Annotated in this window: 8 protein-coding genes; 3 read left to right on the top strand and 5 right to left on the bottom strand. The window is 62.7% G+C overall.

Going from position 1 to position 16,138, the window contains the following annotated elements; genetic code table 11:
- The 3 genes from P3T40_RS18830 to P3T40_RS18820 all read right to left on the bottom strand — a co-directional run bounded on the left by P3T40_RS18830 (position 1) and on the right by P3T40_RS18820 (position 6,349).
- Positions 1 to 2,349 carry a PAS domain S-box protein gene (locus P3T40_RS18830; RefSeq protein WP_429269245.1) on the bottom strand — a complete coding sequence of 783 codons (2,349 nt, stop codon included), beginning with the start codon at positions 2,347 to 2,349 and terminating at the stop codon, positions 1 to 3.
- Between the two features lie 176 nt (positions 2,350 to 2,525).
- The gene (gene galU / locus P3T40_RS18825; RefSeq protein WP_429269244.1) at positions 2,526 to 3,407 is read right to left on the bottom strand and encodes a UTP--glucose-1-phosphate uridylyltransferase GalU; all 882 of its coding nucleotides are present in this window, start codon (positions 3,405 to 3,407) and stop codon (positions 2,526 to 2,528) included.
- Positions 3,408 to 3,469: 62 nt separating this feature from the next.
- Positions 3,470 to 6,349, bottom strand: coding sequence for a valine--tRNA ligase (locus P3T40_RS18820; RefSeq protein WP_429269243.1), 2,880 nt, complete (start codon positions 6,347 to 6,349; stop codon positions 3,470 to 3,472).
- A gap of 983 nt (positions 6,350 to 7,332) precedes the next feature.
- On the opposite strand from P3T40_RS18820, the gene P3T40_RS18815 reads away from it, so the two are divergent.
- A complete protein-coding gene (locus tag P3T40_RS18815) occupies positions 7,333 to 9,684 on the top strand; it encodes a UvrD-helicase domain-containing protein (RefSeq protein WP_429269420.1) in 2,352 nt (783 codons plus the stop codon).
- A complete protein-coding gene (locus P3T40_RS18810; RefSeq protein WP_429269242.1) occupies positions 9,681 to 10,466 on the top strand; it encodes a 5'-methylthioadenosine/adenosylhomocysteine nucleosidase in 786 nt (261 codons plus the stop codon). Before P3T40_RS18815 ends, P3T40_RS18810 begins: the two co-directional genes overlap by 4 nt.
- Before the next feature lie 36 nt (positions 10,467 to 10,502).
- On the opposite strand, the gene P3T40_RS18805 is transcribed toward P3T40_RS18810, so the two are convergent.
- Together P3T40_RS18805 and P3T40_RS18800 are read right to left on the bottom strand one after the other, a co-directional pair.
- Complete coding sequence (locus P3T40_RS18805) at positions 10,503 to 12,407, bottom strand: propionate--CoA ligase (RefSeq protein ID WP_429269241.1); 1,905 nt, start codon at positions 12,405 to 12,407, stop codon at positions 10,503 to 10,505.
- Positions 12,408 to 12,630: 223 nt separating this feature from the next.
- Entirely contained in the window at positions 12,631 to 13,881 is a 1,251-nt protein-coding gene (locus tag P3T40_RS18800; RefSeq protein ID WP_429269240.1) for an MFS transporter, read from the bottom strand.
- A gap of 424 nt (positions 13,882 to 14,305) precedes the next feature.
- Between P3T40_RS18800 and P3T40_RS18795 the strand changes: the two genes are divergently transcribed.
- Entirely contained in the window at positions 14,306 to 15,976 is a 1,671-nt protein-coding gene (locus P3T40_RS18795; protein WP_429269239.1) for a methyl-accepting chemotaxis protein, read from the top strand.
- Positions 15,977 to 16,138 lie beyond the last annotated feature (162 nt).

Here is a 16,138-nt window from a genome sequence, read left to right as displayed (position 1 = left end):
TCAAGGCCGGGAGCTCTCCAGCACGTTGGCCAGTTCGTCTAACGTATAGGGCTTGCGTAATGCCCTCCAGCAGAAAGTCAGCGCCGGCGAGTCTGGCATCTCGTTGCCCGAGGCGAAAATCACGCGCAACGCCGGCTGTAATTGCACCGCTTTTTCTGCGAGTTCGATACCCGACTTGCCCGGAATGGCGAGATCGGCGAGCAAGACGTCGAATGTGCGCTCGCCAAGCCAGCGCAACGCTTCGTCCGGCGAGCAGGTGATCACCGCATGGTGACCGAGCATTGTGATCAATTCGCTCGTGGCTTCCAGCAAATCACGATCGTCGTCGACCAGCAGCACGCGCAGACCTCTCGCGCCGGCGTTCGTTGCAGTTAGCGGTGTATCCTGGCTGACGTCGGTCGCGCCGGCCGGCCGCAGCATGTGGCGGATCTTGGAGGCGAGTTGTTCCCGGCTGTATGGCTTGCTCAACAGCTCGACGCCTGGGTCCAGCCGTCCGCCGTGAACAATTGCGTTCTGCGTATAACCCGAAGTAAACAGCACCTTCAGGCGCGGCAGAAGCTGCACCGCCTGGGCGGCCATTTCGGGACTGCGCGGCAACCCCGGCATGACCACGTCGGTGAACAGCAGATCAAGGTGGACGCCGCTTCGGATGACCGTCAGCGCCTCCTCGGTGCTATCCGCCTTCAGTACGTGGTAGCCGAGGCCACAGAGCGTGTCGACCACGGTGGATTGCACCTTCTGGTCATCTTCCACCACGAGGATCGTTTCGGTTCCGCCCTGCAGCTTGACGCTCGGTCGCGGCGGGGGCTCAACTGCGGTTTCGGTCGAGCGGGGCAGGTAGATCCTGACCGTCGTTCCGTATCCCACCTCGCTATAGATTCGGGCGTGTCCGCCACTTTGCCTCACGAAGCCATATGCCGTGCTTAAACCCAGTCCGGTCCCCTGGCCTTCCACCTTCGTTGTGAAAAACGGCTCGAAGGCCCGTTCGACCACATCAGGCGGCATGCCCGTGCCGGTGTCGGTCACGGCCAACATGACGTACTGACCTGCGGCCACGTCGGGCACGCCGGCAACGTATTGGTCGTCGAGCATGGCGTTGGCCAGTTCCATGGTCAGCTTTCCGCCCTCCGGCATCGCATCGCGCGCGTTGATCGCCAGATTCAGGATGACGTTCTCGAGCTGGTGGATGTCCACAAACGTGTTCCACAGACCGCCGGCCACCACCGTTTCCACCTCAATGGTCTCGCCCAGGGCGCGCCGAAGCAGGTCGTCCATGCCGCGAATCGCGGATGCGAGGTTGATCACAACCGGTTGCAACGGTTGTTGGCGGCCGAAGGCGAGCAGTTGCGAGGCGAGCTTCGCACCGCGTTCCACGGCATCGATCGCCTTCTCCAGCCGCTCGCGTGTCCAGCTGTCACTGGAATGACGCCTGTCCAGCAGTTCGAGGTTGCCGCGCAAGACCTGCAGGACGTTGTTGAAGTCGTGCGCCACGCCGCCTGTCAGCTTGCCGATCGCCTCCATCTTTTGCGACTGGAACAACGCCTTTCTTGCATCCTCAAGAAGCCGGTTCGATTCCATCCGCTCGGTGATGTCGCGGGTGATCTTGGCAAATCCCGCCAGCGTGCCATCGTCTTCCCGGATCGCGTCGATCACAACGTGCGCCCAAAAACGCGTGCCATCTTTCCTGACCCGCCAGCCTTCCGCTTCAAAACGGCCGTCCCTGGCGGCAGCATCCAGCCCACGCTGTGGCAGCCCGGTCGCAGCGTCTTCAGGCATGTAAAAGCGCGAAAAATGCGAGCCGATGATTTCTTCTGCCGTGTAGCCCTTGATGCGGCGGGCGCCGGAGTTCCAGTTGGTGACGAGGCCCTCCGGCGAGAGCATGAAGATCGCGTAGTCGGTGACGCCGTGAACCAGCATGCGGAAGCGCCGCTCGCTTTCGAGCACGGCGTCGTGCGCGGCCTTTTTATCGGTCATGTCGCGCACGATTTTCACGAAACCGGCAAGCTGCCCATCTTCGTCATGCAATGCGTTAATGACGACGCTGGCCCAAAACGCCGTGCCGTCCTTGCGGATCCGCCACCCTTCGGTGTCGTGACGGCCTGTGCGTCGAGCGATCCCGAGGCCGCCAGCAGGCACCCCTTTTTGCCGGTCGTCGTCGGTATAGAGAACGTCCAGCGGCTGGCCGATGATCTCCTCCGCCTGGTATCCGTGGATGGCCTTGGCGCCTGGATTCCAGCTCAGAATCCGGCCGTCCGGCGAAATCGCAAAAATTGAATAGTCTGAGACAGAGGCAACCCACTTGTCGGTCCAATGCTGGATCGTATTGCTTGAGTGCCGTTCATTCGGCATATCCGACTCCCGATTTGACTGTCTTTGGAGCTTGTTCACTTCGCAAGCGCGTGCTGCGCTCTCGCCAAAACAAAAGGCGCTGTTGCCCGGCATGCAGGGCAACAGCGCCTTTCCAGGTCCAACGGCGCGCCGTCCCGTACTTTTCGCCGCGCTTCTACTTCAATCTTTCCAACTGCTTAGCCTTCCAGCACCGGCGAACGCGTGCGCAGATACTCTTCGAAGTCCGCAGCCACTTCCGGGTGGCGCAGCGCGAACTCGACCGTTGCCTTCAGGTAACCGAGCTTGCTGCCGCAGTCGAAACGCGTGCCGTGATACTTGTACGCGAGGACCTGCTCATCGGCAAGCAGCGACTGGATGGCGTCCGTCAACTGCAGTTCCCCGCCGGCGCCGGGCTTCAGCGAGCGCAGATGTTCGAAAATCCGCGGCTTGAGCACGTATCGGCCCACCACGCCGAGGTTGGACGGCGCGACTTCCGGCGCCGGCTTTTCAACGATACCCGACATCTTGATGATCGAATCTTCCCATTCCTTGCCGTCGACGATGCCGTACGACTTCGTCTCCGAATGCGGGATCTCTTCGACGCCGATCACCGAGCTGTGATAGTGGTCAAATACCTCGATCATCTGCGCCATCACGGGTGGCTTGCCGTACAGCAAGTCGTCCGCGAGGATCACGGCGAACGGGTTGTCGCCAACCAGCTTTTCGGCGCACATCACCGCATGGCCGAGGCCGAGTGCTTCGGGCTGGCGCACGTAGAAGCAGTCCACATGGCTCGGCTTGATGCTGCGCACCAGTTCCAGCAGCTTGTCCTTGCCGCGCGCTTCGAGCTCGGCTTCGATTTCGTATGACTTGTCGAAGTGATCCTCAATGGCGCGCTTGCTGCGGCCCGTGACGAAGATCATTTCGGTGATGCCGGCGGCCATCGCCTCTTCGACCGCGTACTGGATCAGCGGCTTGTCGACAATGGGCAGCATTTCCTTCGGGCTCGCCTTGGTGGCGGGGAGGAACCGGGTGCCAAGACCTGCTACCGGAAATACGGCTTTTGTAACTTTTAGCATGTAATTACCCCTGAATCCTCTAGTGGCTACGCCTGTGCGCCGGCACAGGCGTGGAGCATCAATCAGGCTGGCAGGCGCGCAAGTTGCGCGCTCAGCTTGCCAATAGTCGTTTCGTATTCTGCCAGCCTTTTCTGCTCCTGCTCAACGACTGCGGGCGGGGCTTTCGCAACAAAGCTTTCATTTTGCAGCTTGGCGTTGCATTTCGTCACTTCGGCGCCCAGTCTCGCAATCTCTTTTGACAAGCGTTCGCGTTCGGCTGCGACGTCGATTTCCACCTTCAGCACCAGCTTGTCATTGCCTACGATAGCAATTGGCGCGCCATGTGCCTGGGCATCGAGGGTGGCCTCGTCCGCAATAATCTGCACTTCCGACAGCCGTGCCAGCGCCTGGGCGAACGGCGCGAAGGTGCGCAGGCGCTCGGCGTTGCCGGTGGCGAGCAGCGGCACCTTCGTCGCCGGCGACAGGTTCATCTCCCCGCGCAGGTTGCGGCAGGCGTCGATGACGGCTTTCAGGTCGGTCACCCATTGCTCGGCGGCTTCGTCCAGCTTGCTGAGATCCGCTACCGGATAAGCCTGCACCATGATGGAAGCTTCGCCCTCGGCCTTACCTTGCGGGTAACGGTCGGCAAGCGGTGCCACCTTCTGCCACAGCGCTTCGGTGATGAACGGAATTACAGGATGCGCGAGGCGCAGGACCGTTTCAAGCACGCGCAGCAAGGTGCGGCGGGTGGCACGCTGCTGTTCCGGCGCGCCGTTCTGGATCTGCACCTTGGCGAGTTCGAGATACCAGTCACAGTATTCGTCCCATACGAACTTGTATAGGGCGTTGGCCACATTGTCAAAACGGTAGTCGGCAAAGCCCTTGGCCACTTCGGCTTCGACGCGCTGCAGATGCGACACGATCCAGCGGTCGGCCTGCGAGAAGTCGAGGTAAGCGCCCGGGCCACAATTGCCTTCGCCATTCGGACCGCAAGCATCAGCGGGCTTGCCGAAGCCGCAGTCGTGGCCTTCGCAGTTCATCAGCACGAAGCGTGTGGCGTTCCACAGCTTGTTGCAGAAGTTGCGATAGCCCTCGCAGCGCGCGAGGTCGAAATTGACGTTGCGGCCGAGCGTGGCCATCGACGCCATCGTGAAACGCAGCGCGTCGGTGCCGAACGCGGGGATGCCCTCGGGGAATTCCTTGCGGGTCTTTTTCTCGATCGACGCAGCCTGCTTCGGGTTCATCAGACCGGTGGTGCGCTTGGCGACCAGCGAGTCGAGGTCGATGCCGTCGACGATATCGATCGGGTCGAGCGTGTTGCCCTTGCTCTTCGACATCTTCTGACCTTCGGCGTCACGCACGAGACCGTGCACATAGACGGTGTCGAAAGGCACCTTGCCGGTGAAATGGGTGGTCATCATGACCATCCGCGCGACCCAGAAGAAGATGATGTCGAAGCCGGTGACGAGCACCGACGACGGCAGGAAAGCTTCCAGTTCCTTGGTCTCGTTCGGCCACCCGAGCGATGAGAACGGTACCAGCGCCGAGGAGAACCACGTGTCGAGCACGTCTTCGTCGCGTTTCAGGGCGCCGGTATAACCCGTGGCGGTGGCCTGTGCGCGGGCTTCTTCTTCAGTCTTGGCGACGAAGATTTCGCCGTTTTCGCCATACCATGCCGGAATCTGATGGCCCCACCAGAGCTGGCGCGAGATACACCAGTCCTGGATGTTTTCGAGCCACTGATAGTAGGTGGTGGTCCAGTTTTCCGGCACGAACTTGATCTGGCCGTTGCGGACCACGTCGAGCGCGGCTTCGGCGATCGACTTGCCGGGATTGTAAGTACCGTCGGGGGCCGGCTTGCTCATGGCGACGAACCATTGATCCGTGAGCATTGGCTCGAGCACGACGCCCGTGCGGTCGCCGCGCGGCACCATCAGCTTGTGCGGCTTGACTGACTCGAGCAGACCGATGGCTTCCAGGTCGGCGACCACCTGCTTGCGCGCTTCGAAGCGGTCGAGACCACGGTACTTCCCGGGCGCGTTTTCATTGATCTTCGCGTCGAGCGTGAGGATTTCGATTTGCGGCAGGCCGTGACGCTGGCCGACCTGATAGTCGTTCAGGTCGTGCGCGGGGGTGACCTTGACGACACCGGTGCCGAATTCGCGGTCGACGTAATCGTCGGCGATAATGGGGATTTCGCGGTCGGCGAGCGGCAGCTTGACCGTCTTGCCGATCAGGTGCGCGTAGCGCTCATCTTCCGGATGAACCATGACGGCGACATCGCCGAGCATGGTTTCCGGCCGGGTGGTGGCGACGGTCAGATGGCCCGAGCCGTCGGTGAGCGGGTACTGGATGTGCCACAGATGGCCGTTCTCTTCTTCGCTGGCGACTTCGAGGTCGGAGACGGCGGTCATGAGGACCGGATCCCAGTTGACGAGGCGCTTGCCGCGATAGATCAGACCCTGTTCATACAGACGGACGAACACGTCGCGCACGGCGGCGGACATTTTGTCGTCCATGGTGAAGTATTCGCGCGACCAGTCGATGGACGCACCGAGGCGCCGGACCTGGCCGGTGATGGTCGAGCCGGACTGCTGCTTCCAGTCCCAGACACGTTCGACGAACTTTTCGCGGCCGAGGTCGTGGCGCGAGACACCTTGGGCGTCGAGTTGGCGTTCGACGACGATCTGGGTGGCGATACCGGCGTGATCGGTGCCGGGGACCCAGAGGGTGTTTTCGCCGAGCATGCGATGGTAGCGGGTGAGGCCGTCCATGATCGTCTGGTTGAAGGCGTGGCCCATGTGGAGGGTGCCTGTGACGTTCGGCGGCGGGAGCTGGATGGAGAAGTTCTTCTGGTTCTCGAGGAACGCTGGCGCGGCGTAGGCGCGTTTTTCCCACTCCGGGCCCCACTGGGCTTCGATGTTGTGGGGCTCGAAACTCTTGGCAAGCGTGGTGTCGCTCATTGTTCGTCGTCTGCTGGGGTGCAATGGAATCTTTCATTATAAGGGGTTGGGGGCGGTTGCCAGCGGGGCGCTATGGTTGTTTGCCTGCGGCGCCTTGGTTTTGGTTGTTGTTCTTGGGGTGTTGGGCTTTCCTTGATTTGTTATCGGTCTGGTCAGGTTTGGTTTTGGCTGTTTGCCTACGGCGTTGGCCTCTCCTTGCTTTGTTATCGGTCTATTAGCTTCGCCCCTGTGCGGGGCGGCACCTACTTTTCTTTGCCGGCCGCAAAGAAAAGTAGGCAAAAGAAAGCGGGCTTACACCGCCAGCCCGTAGGTGTCCATCTCGGTCCTCAACCGGGAACGGCCCAAGACAAGACGTGCCTTCGCATTTTCCGCGCTAGTGACAAAGCGCTCATCCATCCCACTCCGCACTACGTGCGTCGCGGACGGGTCTGCACGGGAAGGCCGGTGACCCTCCAGACGGAGACCAGCAGTTGGGCTGCGAAGTGTGCTGGCGCGGTACGGCGCCCGGAGCGGGGCGGCACGCCGACACGGTTGTTCCACCTTCGGGGGCCGAAGGGAGGGGCATGCCCGACGGCGGGGCGCGCAGCGCAACGCTGGAACGGATGACAGCCTTGTCACCGGCGTGTGCGGCGCGGGGGCAGGTCTCGTGTTGGGCCGTTCCCGCTAGCAGACCGGGATGGCTTACTACAGGCTGGCGGTGTGAGCCCGCTTTCTTTTGCCTACTTTTCTTTGCGGCCGGCAAAGAAAAGTAGGTGCCGCCCCGCACAGGGGCGAAGCTAATAGACCGATGGCAATGCAAGGAAAGGCCAACGCCGTAGGCACACAACCTAGAGCAAGGCGCCGCAGGCAATGCGTCCAGCCTACGGAGAGAGCCAAGAAAAACCGAACGCCGTAGGCCCACACCCAAAGCGCCGCGCAGGCAAAAACCAAACCACCCCCTGAACCTTATAATGACGAACGAACCGCCGCCGACCCCCTGGAAAATGCCCGAACTCCTGAATAACCTCAACCCCGAACAACACGCCGCGGTAACGCTCCCTAACGAACCGGCACTGATTCTGGCCGGCGCGGGCAGCGGCAAAACCCGCGTCCTTATCACCCGCATCGCCTGGCTCATCCAGCAAGGGCTGGCATCGCCAGCAACCATCCTCGCGGTAACCTTCACCAACAAAGCTGCCCGCGAAATGATGGCGCGCCTGCAAGCCCTCCTGCCCATCGACACAAGAGGCATGTGGATCGGCACCTTCCACGGCCTCTGCAACCGCATGCTGCGCGCCCATCACCGCGACGCCGGCCTTCCCGCTACCTTCCAGATTCTCGATACCGCCGACCAGCTCTCCGCGATCAAGCGTCTGATGAAGGGCCTGAACATCGATGACGAAAAGTATCCGGCGAAAAATCTCCAGTACTTCATCAACAACGCCAAAGAGCAGGGCCTGCGCCCCAAAGACGTCGACGCCACCGATAACTTCAACCGCAAATTCGTCGAACTCTACGAAGCCTACGACCAGCAGTGCCAGCGTGAAGGCGTCGTCGATTTTCCCGAACTGCTGCTGCGCTGCTTCGAACTGCTCGCCCATAATCCACCGCTTCGCGCCCACTATCAGGCGCGTTTTCGCGACATCCTCGTCGACGAGTTCCAGGACACCAACAAGCTCCAGTACGCCTGGCTCAAACTGCTCGCCGGACAAACCAATTCGATCTTCGCCGTCGGTGACGACGACCAGTCGATCTACGCGTTCCGGGGCGCGAATGTCGGCAACATGCGCGACTTCGAACAGGAGTTCAACGTTCAGCATCTGATCAAGCTCGAGCAGAACTATCGCTCGCACGGCCACATCCTCGATGCGGCCAATCAGCTGATCGCCAATAACTCGCGGCGTTTGGGCAAGAATCTGCGCACCGATGCGGGTCACGGCGAGCCCGTGCGCGTCTACGAGGCCGCCACCGATACGCAGGAAGCCGGCTGGATCGTCGAGGAAATCAAGGCGCTCATCAGCACCGGCACCTCGCGCAGCGAAGTCGCCGTGCTGTACCGGAGCAACGCGCAGTCGCGCACTATCGAACACACGCTCGTCAACGCGGGCATCGCGTATCGCGTGTACGGCGGTCTGCGCTTCTTCGAGCGTCAGGAAATCAAGCACGCGCTCGCTTATCTGCGCCTGATTGACAACCCGAACGACGACACCGCGTTTTCGCGCGTCGTCAACTTCCCGACCCGTGGCATCGGCGCGCGTTCGATCGAACAGCTCGCGGACGCCGCGCGGCTCTACAACTGTTCGATGGCCGCGGCGATTCCGTATGTCGCCGGCAAGGCGGGGTCGAGTCTCGCCAGCTTCGCGAATCTGGTCGGCAAGATGCGCGCGGAAACGCAGCAGATGAGCTTGCCCGAAACGGTCGAATACGTGGTGCGCGCGAGCGGTCTGTCAGAGTTTTATCAGACCGAGCGTGAAGGTCAGGACCGCCTCGAGAACTTGCAGGAACTGGTCAACGCGGCGGCGGCCTTCGTCAGCGAAGAAGGCTACGGACTCGACACACCCGCGCGTTCCATTCCGCTGCGCCCCGGTGCGACCGCCGCGCCGGAACTGGTGACGGCCACCGACGACCCCAACACCGTCGTCCTCGATGCGCCGAACCTGACCGACCCGGCGCAGAACCCTGACACCATGACGCCGCTGGCCGGCTTCCTCTCGCACGCCTCGCTCGAAGCGGGCGATAACCAGGCGCAGGCCGGCCAGGAAGCGGTGCAATTGATGACCGTCCACGCGGCAAAGGGACTCGAATTCACCGCCGTGTTCATCACTGGTCTCGAAGAGGGGCTCTTCCCGCATGAGAACAGCGCGATGGAAACCGACGGCCTGGAAGAAGAGCGTCGTCTGATGTACGTCGCGATCACGCGCGCCAAGGAGCGGCTGTATCTGTCGTTTGCGCAGAGCCGGATGCTGCACGGCCAGACTCGCTACAACATCCGCTCGCGCTTCTTTGACGAGCTGCCGCAGGAAACCCTCAAGTGGCTCACGCCCAAGGTCGAAGCAGGCGCGCGCTGGGGCGGCCGTTCCGATAACGCCGGCTATGGCCGCGACTGGTTCGCGCGGCCGGGTTATACGGGGCCGTCGTCGTCGACCTCGGCGCCGCTGCCGGCTTTCGCGAACGAACAGCGTGCAGCCGAAAGCGGCTTCCGGGTTGGCCAGCAAGTGTTCCACACCAAGTTCGGCGAAGGCACGATCACCGCACTGGAAGGCGGCGGTGCGGATGCCAAGGCACAGGTCAAGTTCAAGCGGCACGGCGAGAAATGGCTCGCACTCGCGGTCGCCAAACTGCAGGCGGTTGAATGAGCACCGCGCACAGCACGGCTGCGGGCGCTCGCCGTCCGCTAGGGGTCATGGCGGCGTTGCCGCAGGAACTCGGTGATCTGGTCGAGGCCATGCGCGCCGCGTCCGGTGTGCGCACGGTCACGCATGGGCGCCGCGACTATCACCTCGGCACCGTGCATGGCGCGCCGTGCGTCGTGACGCTCGCGCGCATCGGCAAGGTGGCCGCGGCGGCGACGGTCAGCGCGCTGATTCATGCGTTCGATGTCGAGGCGGTCGTGTTCACCGGTGTCGCTGGCGGGGTCGGACGTGAGGTGCGGATTGGCGATGTCGTCGTCGCCGATACCTTGACGCAACACGACCTCGACGCGTCGCCACTGTTTCCGCGCTTCGAGGTTCCGCTGCTCGGCATTGGGCGCTTCGCTGCTGACAAGGCGCTCGCGGATCAACTCGCGGTGGCTACCGAGCGCTTCGTCGCGGAAGAGGGGCCTGCGTTGGCGGCGCGTTTCGGCACGCTTTTGCCACGGGTGCATCGGGGGCTCATCATCAGCGGCGATCAGTTCGTCGCCAGTGCGGCGGCTGTCGAGGCGTTGCGCGAGGCGTTGCCCGACGCGCTTGCCGTCGAAATGGAAGGGGCAGCAATTGCCCAGGTCTGTCACGAATACGGCGTGCCGTGCGCGATCGTGCGAACGATTTCGGACACGGCCGATGCGCATGCGCCGGCGTCGTTCACGTCCTTTCTGACGGAGATCGCCGGCACGTATTCGAACGGTATCCTGAAGCGGTTTTTGCAGGCGCGCGCCTGAGCGGTTAGCCGGCGGGGCGTCTCGCCCCGCGCTCCGTTAACCTTTTGCACCCGCCGCCAGCGCGTCGCGCACCTGCTGCAACGCGCTCGCATCTTCGATGGTCGGCAGATCGCCCGGATCGCGGCCCTCTGCCAGCGCCGCAATCGCGCGACGCAGCAGCTTGCCGGAGCGTGTCTTCGGCAGCATCGACACCACATGGACCCGCGCCGGCCGCGCAATCGCCCCGAGTTGCCGGTCCACCGTTGCAATCAGGTCAGCCTCCAGTTTGACGCGAGCCTCGTCAGCCGCGTAACGGTCCGCATCGCGCAGCACCGCGAAGGCCATCGCCACCTGGCCCTTCAGCGGATCGGCCACGCCCACCACCGCGACTTCAGCTACCGCTTTATGGCTCGACAGCGCTTCTTCGATTTCCCGCGTGCCGAGACGATGGCCTGCGATGTTGATGACATCGTCGGTGCGGCCGAGGATCGTCACGTAACCGTCGGCATCCTGAATACCCCAGTCGAAGGTCGAATAGAGGTCGTGGTCCGGCACGCTCGACCAGTAGGTGCTGACGAAGCGCCGGTCGTCGCCCCACACGGTCGACATGCAGCCCGGCGGCAGCGGATAGGCCAGCGTGATCACGCCTTTCTCACCCGGCGCGCACACTTCGCCGGTCTGCTCGTTGCGTAGTGTCAGGTTATAGCCGTAGACCGGCACGCCGGGCGAACCCAGCTTCTGCGGTAACGCTTCGACGCCACGCTGGATTGCGAGCATCGGCCAGCCGGTTTCCGTCTGCCAGTAGTTGTCGACCACCGGTTTGCCGAGCGCGTCGGCGATCCACGATGCGGTCGGTTCGTCGAGCGGCTCGCCGGCAAGAAACAGCGTGCGCAAGCTCGATAGATCGGACTTCTTCAGGAGCGCCGGGTCCTGTTTCTTGAGTACGCGCAAGGCAGTCGGCGCGGTGAACATCAGGTTGATCCGATGCTGCTCGACGAGCCGCCACCAGATGCCGCCGTCCGGGCGGATGGGGGTGCCTTCGTACATGAAGGTGGTGAGACCCGCGATCAGCGGCGCGTAGATGATGTAGCTGTGGCCGACCACCCAGCCGATATCCGACGCGGTGAACATCGTGTCGCCCGCGCGGCCCTCGAAGATGTATTCCATGGACGCAGCCAGCGCCACCGCATAGCCGCCTACATCGCGCACCACGCCTTTTGGCCGTCCGGTCGTGCCCGAGGTGTAGAGGACATACGAAGGCTCGTTGGATTCGAGCCATTCGCACGGCACATGGGCGTCGAAAAACTGTTCGCGCAGCGGCTCGTAGTCGACGAGGTAACTGGCGTTCAGGCGCTCGGGCGCGAGCTGCCGGTCGATCCGCAGCACATGCGGCGGCTTGTGTTGCGCACGGGCGAGCGCTTCGTCGACGAGCGGCGTGTAGTCGATCACCTTGCCGCCGCGCGCGCCGGCATCGGCGGTGACGATCAGCGCCGGTTTCGCGTCGTCGATGCGCGCGGCGAGGCTCGGCGCCGCGAAGCCGCCGAACACCACCGAGTGAATCGCGCCGAGCCGCGCGCAGGCGAGCATCGCGAACACCGCTTCGGGGATCATCGGCAAGTAGATCAGCACGCGGTCGCCGCGTTTGACGCCGAGCGAGCGCATCACCGCAGCCATCCGGTTGATCTCCGCGTACAGCTCGGCGTAGGTGTAGCGTCGCTCGATACCGGTTTCCGTCGAGACATACACCAGCGCGTTCTGCTGTGCCCGCTCCGCCAGATGCCGGTCGACGGCGTTATGGCACAGATTGGTCCGCCCGCCGACGAACCAGCGCGCGAACGGCGGATTCGAGCGGTCGAGGACGGTCTCGAACGGCGTTTCCCAATGAATGCGTCGCGCTTCGTCGCGCCAGAAGTCTTCGGGAGCTTCGATGGAACGGCGGTGGAACTCGCGGTAACGGGTCATCGGCGATCCTTCCTGCAGCTTGGGGTGAGCGGGCGTTCGAAGCACGCTTCGCACGCTGGGCGATCAACGGGATCGGGCTTCGACCGGCTCAGCGTGGGTGTGCCTTTGCGCACAGCATAGAGCAGGCCTGCCAGCGCGGACAACGCGGGTTCACCATAGGGCAGGTGCCCAATGAAAAAAGGCGCCGCAGCGCCTTTTCCCTTCATACCCGCTTTGAGGCCGTTCAGGCTTTCGCGCGCTTGCCTTCGATGTTCGGCAGGAGCACGGTCAGAATCCCGATCAGCGGCAGGAACGAGCAGACCTTGTAGACATAGGTGATGCTGGTTGCATCGGCCAGTTGACCGAGCACTGCTGCGCCGATCCCGCCCAGCCCGAACGCGAAGCCGAAGAACAGCCCTGCAACCATCCCGACCTTGCCCGGAATCAGTTCCTGCGCGTAGACGAGGATCGCCGAGAATGCCGACGCCAGCACCACGCCGATTACCACGGTCAGCACGCCGGTCCAGAAAAGGTTGGCGTACGGCAGCAGCAGCGTGAACGGCGCGACGCCGAGGATGGACACCCAGATCACATACTTGCGGCCGATCCGGTCACCGATCGGACCACCAATGATCGTGCCCGCTGCGACCGCGGCGAGAAACACGAACAGGTGGACCTGAGCGGCCTGCACCGGCAGATGGAACTTGTCGATCAGATAGAACGTGAAGTAGCTGTTGATGCTGGCAAGGTAGAAGTACTTCGAGAACACCAGCAGCACGAGCACGCCCATTGCGAACAACACCTGGCTGCGCGACAGCGTCGCATGACCGGCCTGGGCACCACGCGCCTTCTTCGTAGCCGGATGGCGCTTGTACCAGCGGCCGATTTGCGTGAGCACGAAGATCGCCACCAGCGCCGCCACCGACACCCACGCAATGCTGCGCTGGCCGTGCGGGATGATGATCAGCGCGGCGAGCAGCGGCCCGAGCGACGAACCGGCGTTGCCGCCCACCTGGAAGAGCGACTGGGCGAGGCCGTGCTGGCCGCCCGAGGCCATCCGCGCGACCCGCGACGACTCAGGATGGAACACCGACGATCCGCAGCCGACCAACGCCGCCGCGACCAGCAGGATGCCGAAGTTGGGCGCAACCGACATCAACAGCAGGCCGGCGAGCGTAAAACCCATGCCGACGGGCAGGGAATACGGCTTCGGATGCTTGTCGGTATAGATGCCGATCAGCGGCTGCAACAGCGACGCGGTGATCTGGTAGGTCAACGTGATCAGGCCGATCTGCCCGAACGACAGCGAAAAATTGTCCTTCAGCATCGGGTAGATCGCGAGGATCAGCGACTGGATCATGTCGTTGATCAGGTGCGAGAAGCTGATCGCGCCAAGCACCGAGTAGACCGTGCGCTGGGCTTTGGTGGCGAGAGGGGGCGCAACAGGGCCAGTTGAGGCGCCGGCCATACCGTTTTTGTCGAGGCTCGTTTCCATACGCGTGAGAGAAGGAGAGAAAGGTGAGCGAGGGCCGGATCAGCCTTCTGTGGCATTTCGACACAGCAACCGGCGTTTTACATCTTTCACGAAGTGTAATGTGGCTCGCGTGAAATGTTCAGCCAACTTTTGTCGCGAATGAGACATTGATCGGGCTAAAGACGGCACCGCCATGGGGCAAGCGAGCGCGTGCCTGCCATGACCGCGGCGAGTATGCAAGTTTGTCGGGGACGCTGCCGGGCCGAATTTTGTCCATGTATAAAGCGGGTCGCAGGGGGCATTTCTCACATAGTGGATGCACCCACGGGGGAGCGCTACGGATCGACGACATTAAAGATTGCTGCCGGAGATGCCGTAGACCGGATGAGATAAAGAGCATTGCCGGAACGGACTTTTCCGGCAGGTCATACGTGGGGACCAAGATATGAAAGCAGTTTCGCTGGGCAGCCAGCCGGGGGTGGGGTTCGTGGCGGGTGGCGAGCCGGCAGGCGGTTCGTCGCCTTCACGTAAGCCGGTTGGACGGTTCAAGGGGCTGTCCGTCAAGGGGATGCTGCGCCTCGCTTTTGCGGTGCTGCTGATCGGCACGCTCGCGATCGGGGTGTTTTCGCTGACCCAGGTCAGCCGGCTCAACGCCTCGGCGCAATCGATCTATGACCAGGGACACGTGGCGAGCCGGGCGGCTGAGGAAGCGCGCGGCTACGTGCTGCGGGCGAGCCGTGCGCAAAAGATGCTGCTGACCGCGACGACGGCCAAGGAGCGCGACGAACTCGGCGCGGACATCGATAAAGGTCTCTCAGGCATTTCCACGCAGATGACCACGCTGCAACAGTACGTGGACACATCCGACGCCGCTCAGGTCGAGCAGCAGAAGAAATTCGCCGCCGCGGTGGCGACCTGGAGCGGCCACCTGCGCGATTTCGTGACCCTGGTAAAGGCACAGCCGCTCGACCTGTCGCAGATGAACTGGCAGGTCGGCATGCAGGACGTGTCGTTGCTGGTGGAGACCGATAAGCTCGAGAAGATGGTCGACGCGCTGGTCGAGCAGCGCAGCGTTGCCGCGAAGGCGACTATCGAGGCGTCGGCGTTCATTTACCACTCGTCGTTTGTGATGATGGCCACGATGACGATCGGCCTGATCGTGCTGGCGTTTGCCATCAGCGAATGGGTGGTGCGGCGCCTCGCGCGGCAACTGGGCGGCGAGCCGGTGTATGCCAAGGAGATTGCGAGCCGGATTGCGGCGGGCGATCTGTCGAACCGGATTGCGCTGGCGCGCAACGATAGCTCGAGCATGTTGTCGGCGCTGCATGACATGCAAAGCGGACTGTCGACGACGGTATCGGACATTGCCGCGAGTGCTGACGCGATTGCGACGGCCTCCGGAGAGATTTCGATGGGCAACCTGGACCTGTCGCAGCGCACTGAGCAGCAGGCGATGGCGCTGGAGCGCACGGCGAGCAGCATGGAGCAGTTGACCTCGACGGTGCGGCAAAACGCCGACAACGCGAAGCAGGCGAGCACGCTGGCCAACAACGCCTCGGAGATTGCGGAGAAGGGCGGCGCAGTGGTGGGGCGTGTGGTGGCGACGATGAACGAGATCAATGCCAGCGCGAAGAGCATTGGCGACATCATTGGCGTGATTGAGGGGATTGCCTTCCAGACCAACATCCTGGCGCTGAACGCGGCGGTCGAGGCGGCGCGTGCAGGGGAGGAGGGGCGTGGCTTTTCGGTGGTGGCCGCGGAAGTGCGCAATCTCGCTCAGCGCAGCGCTGGAGCCGCCAAGGAGATCAAGGGGTTGATCAGTACTTCTGTCGAGCGCGTGAGCAATGGTTCGACGTTGGCGCAGGACGCGGGTCAGACCATGGATGAGGTCGTTAAGGCGGTGAAGCGCGTCACCGACATCATGGGGGAGATTTCGGCTGCTTCTGCTGAGCAGAGTTCTGGGATCGAGGAGATTAACCTCGCGGTCACGCAGATGGATGCTGGGACTCAGCAGAATGCAGCGTTGGTTGAGCAGGCTACTGCGGCTGCTCGGTCGCTGGATGATCAGGCTAAGGCGCTGAAGGTTATGGTGGGGAAGTTTAGATTACACGTGTGAGTTTTTTTGCCTGCGCGGCGCTTTGGTTGGCGTTCTTGTGGCGTTGGCCTTTCCTTGCATTGCTATCGGTCTATTAGGCAGTATGACTCCCGTGAGGCAAAGGCTGGCCTGCCGTGAGGAATCAAACGCGGGTTAGCATTGCCAGAGCCGCACGGTGTGGAC

The organism is Paraburkholderia sp. EB58 (genome assembly GCF_050436665.1).
Classification (GTDB): domain Bacteria; phylum Pseudomonadota; class Gammaproteobacteria; order Burkholderiales; family Burkholderiaceae; genus Paraburkholderia.
This window is presented reverse-complemented; position numbering and strand designations above follow the sequence as displayed.

Coding starts and splice junctions, on each gene's coding strand:
- galU (WP_429269244.1), bottom strand. CDS start 3,407: ATGCTAAAAGTTACAAAAGCCGTATTTCCGGTAGCAGGTCTTGGCACC.
- P3T40_RS18810 (WP_429269242.1), top strand. CDS start 9,681: ATGAGCACCGCGCACAGCACGGCTGCGGGCGCTCGCCGTCCGCTAGGG.
- P3T40_RS18815 (WP_429269420.1), top strand. CDS start 7,333: ATGCCCGAACTCCTGAATAACCTCAACCCCGAACAACACGCCGCGGTA.
- P3T40_RS18830 (WP_429269245.1), bottom strand. CDS start 2,349: ATGCCGAATGAACGGCACTCAAGCAATACGATCCAGCATTGGACCGAC.
- P3T40_RS18795 (WP_429269239.1), top strand. CDS start 14,306: ATGAAAGCAGTTTCGCTGGGCAGCCAGCCGGGGGTGGGGTTCGTGGCG.
- P3T40_RS18805 (WP_429269241.1), bottom strand. CDS start 12,407: ATGACCCGTTACCGCGAGTTCCACCGCCGTTCCATCGAAGCTCCCGAA.
- P3T40_RS18800 (WP_429269240.1), bottom strand. CDS start 13,881: ATGGAAACGAGCCTCGACAAAAACGGTATGGCCGGCGCCTCAACTGGC.
- P3T40_RS18820 (WP_429269243.1), bottom strand. CDS start 6,349: ATGAGCGACACCACGCTTGCCAAGAGTTTCGAGCCCCACAACATCGAA.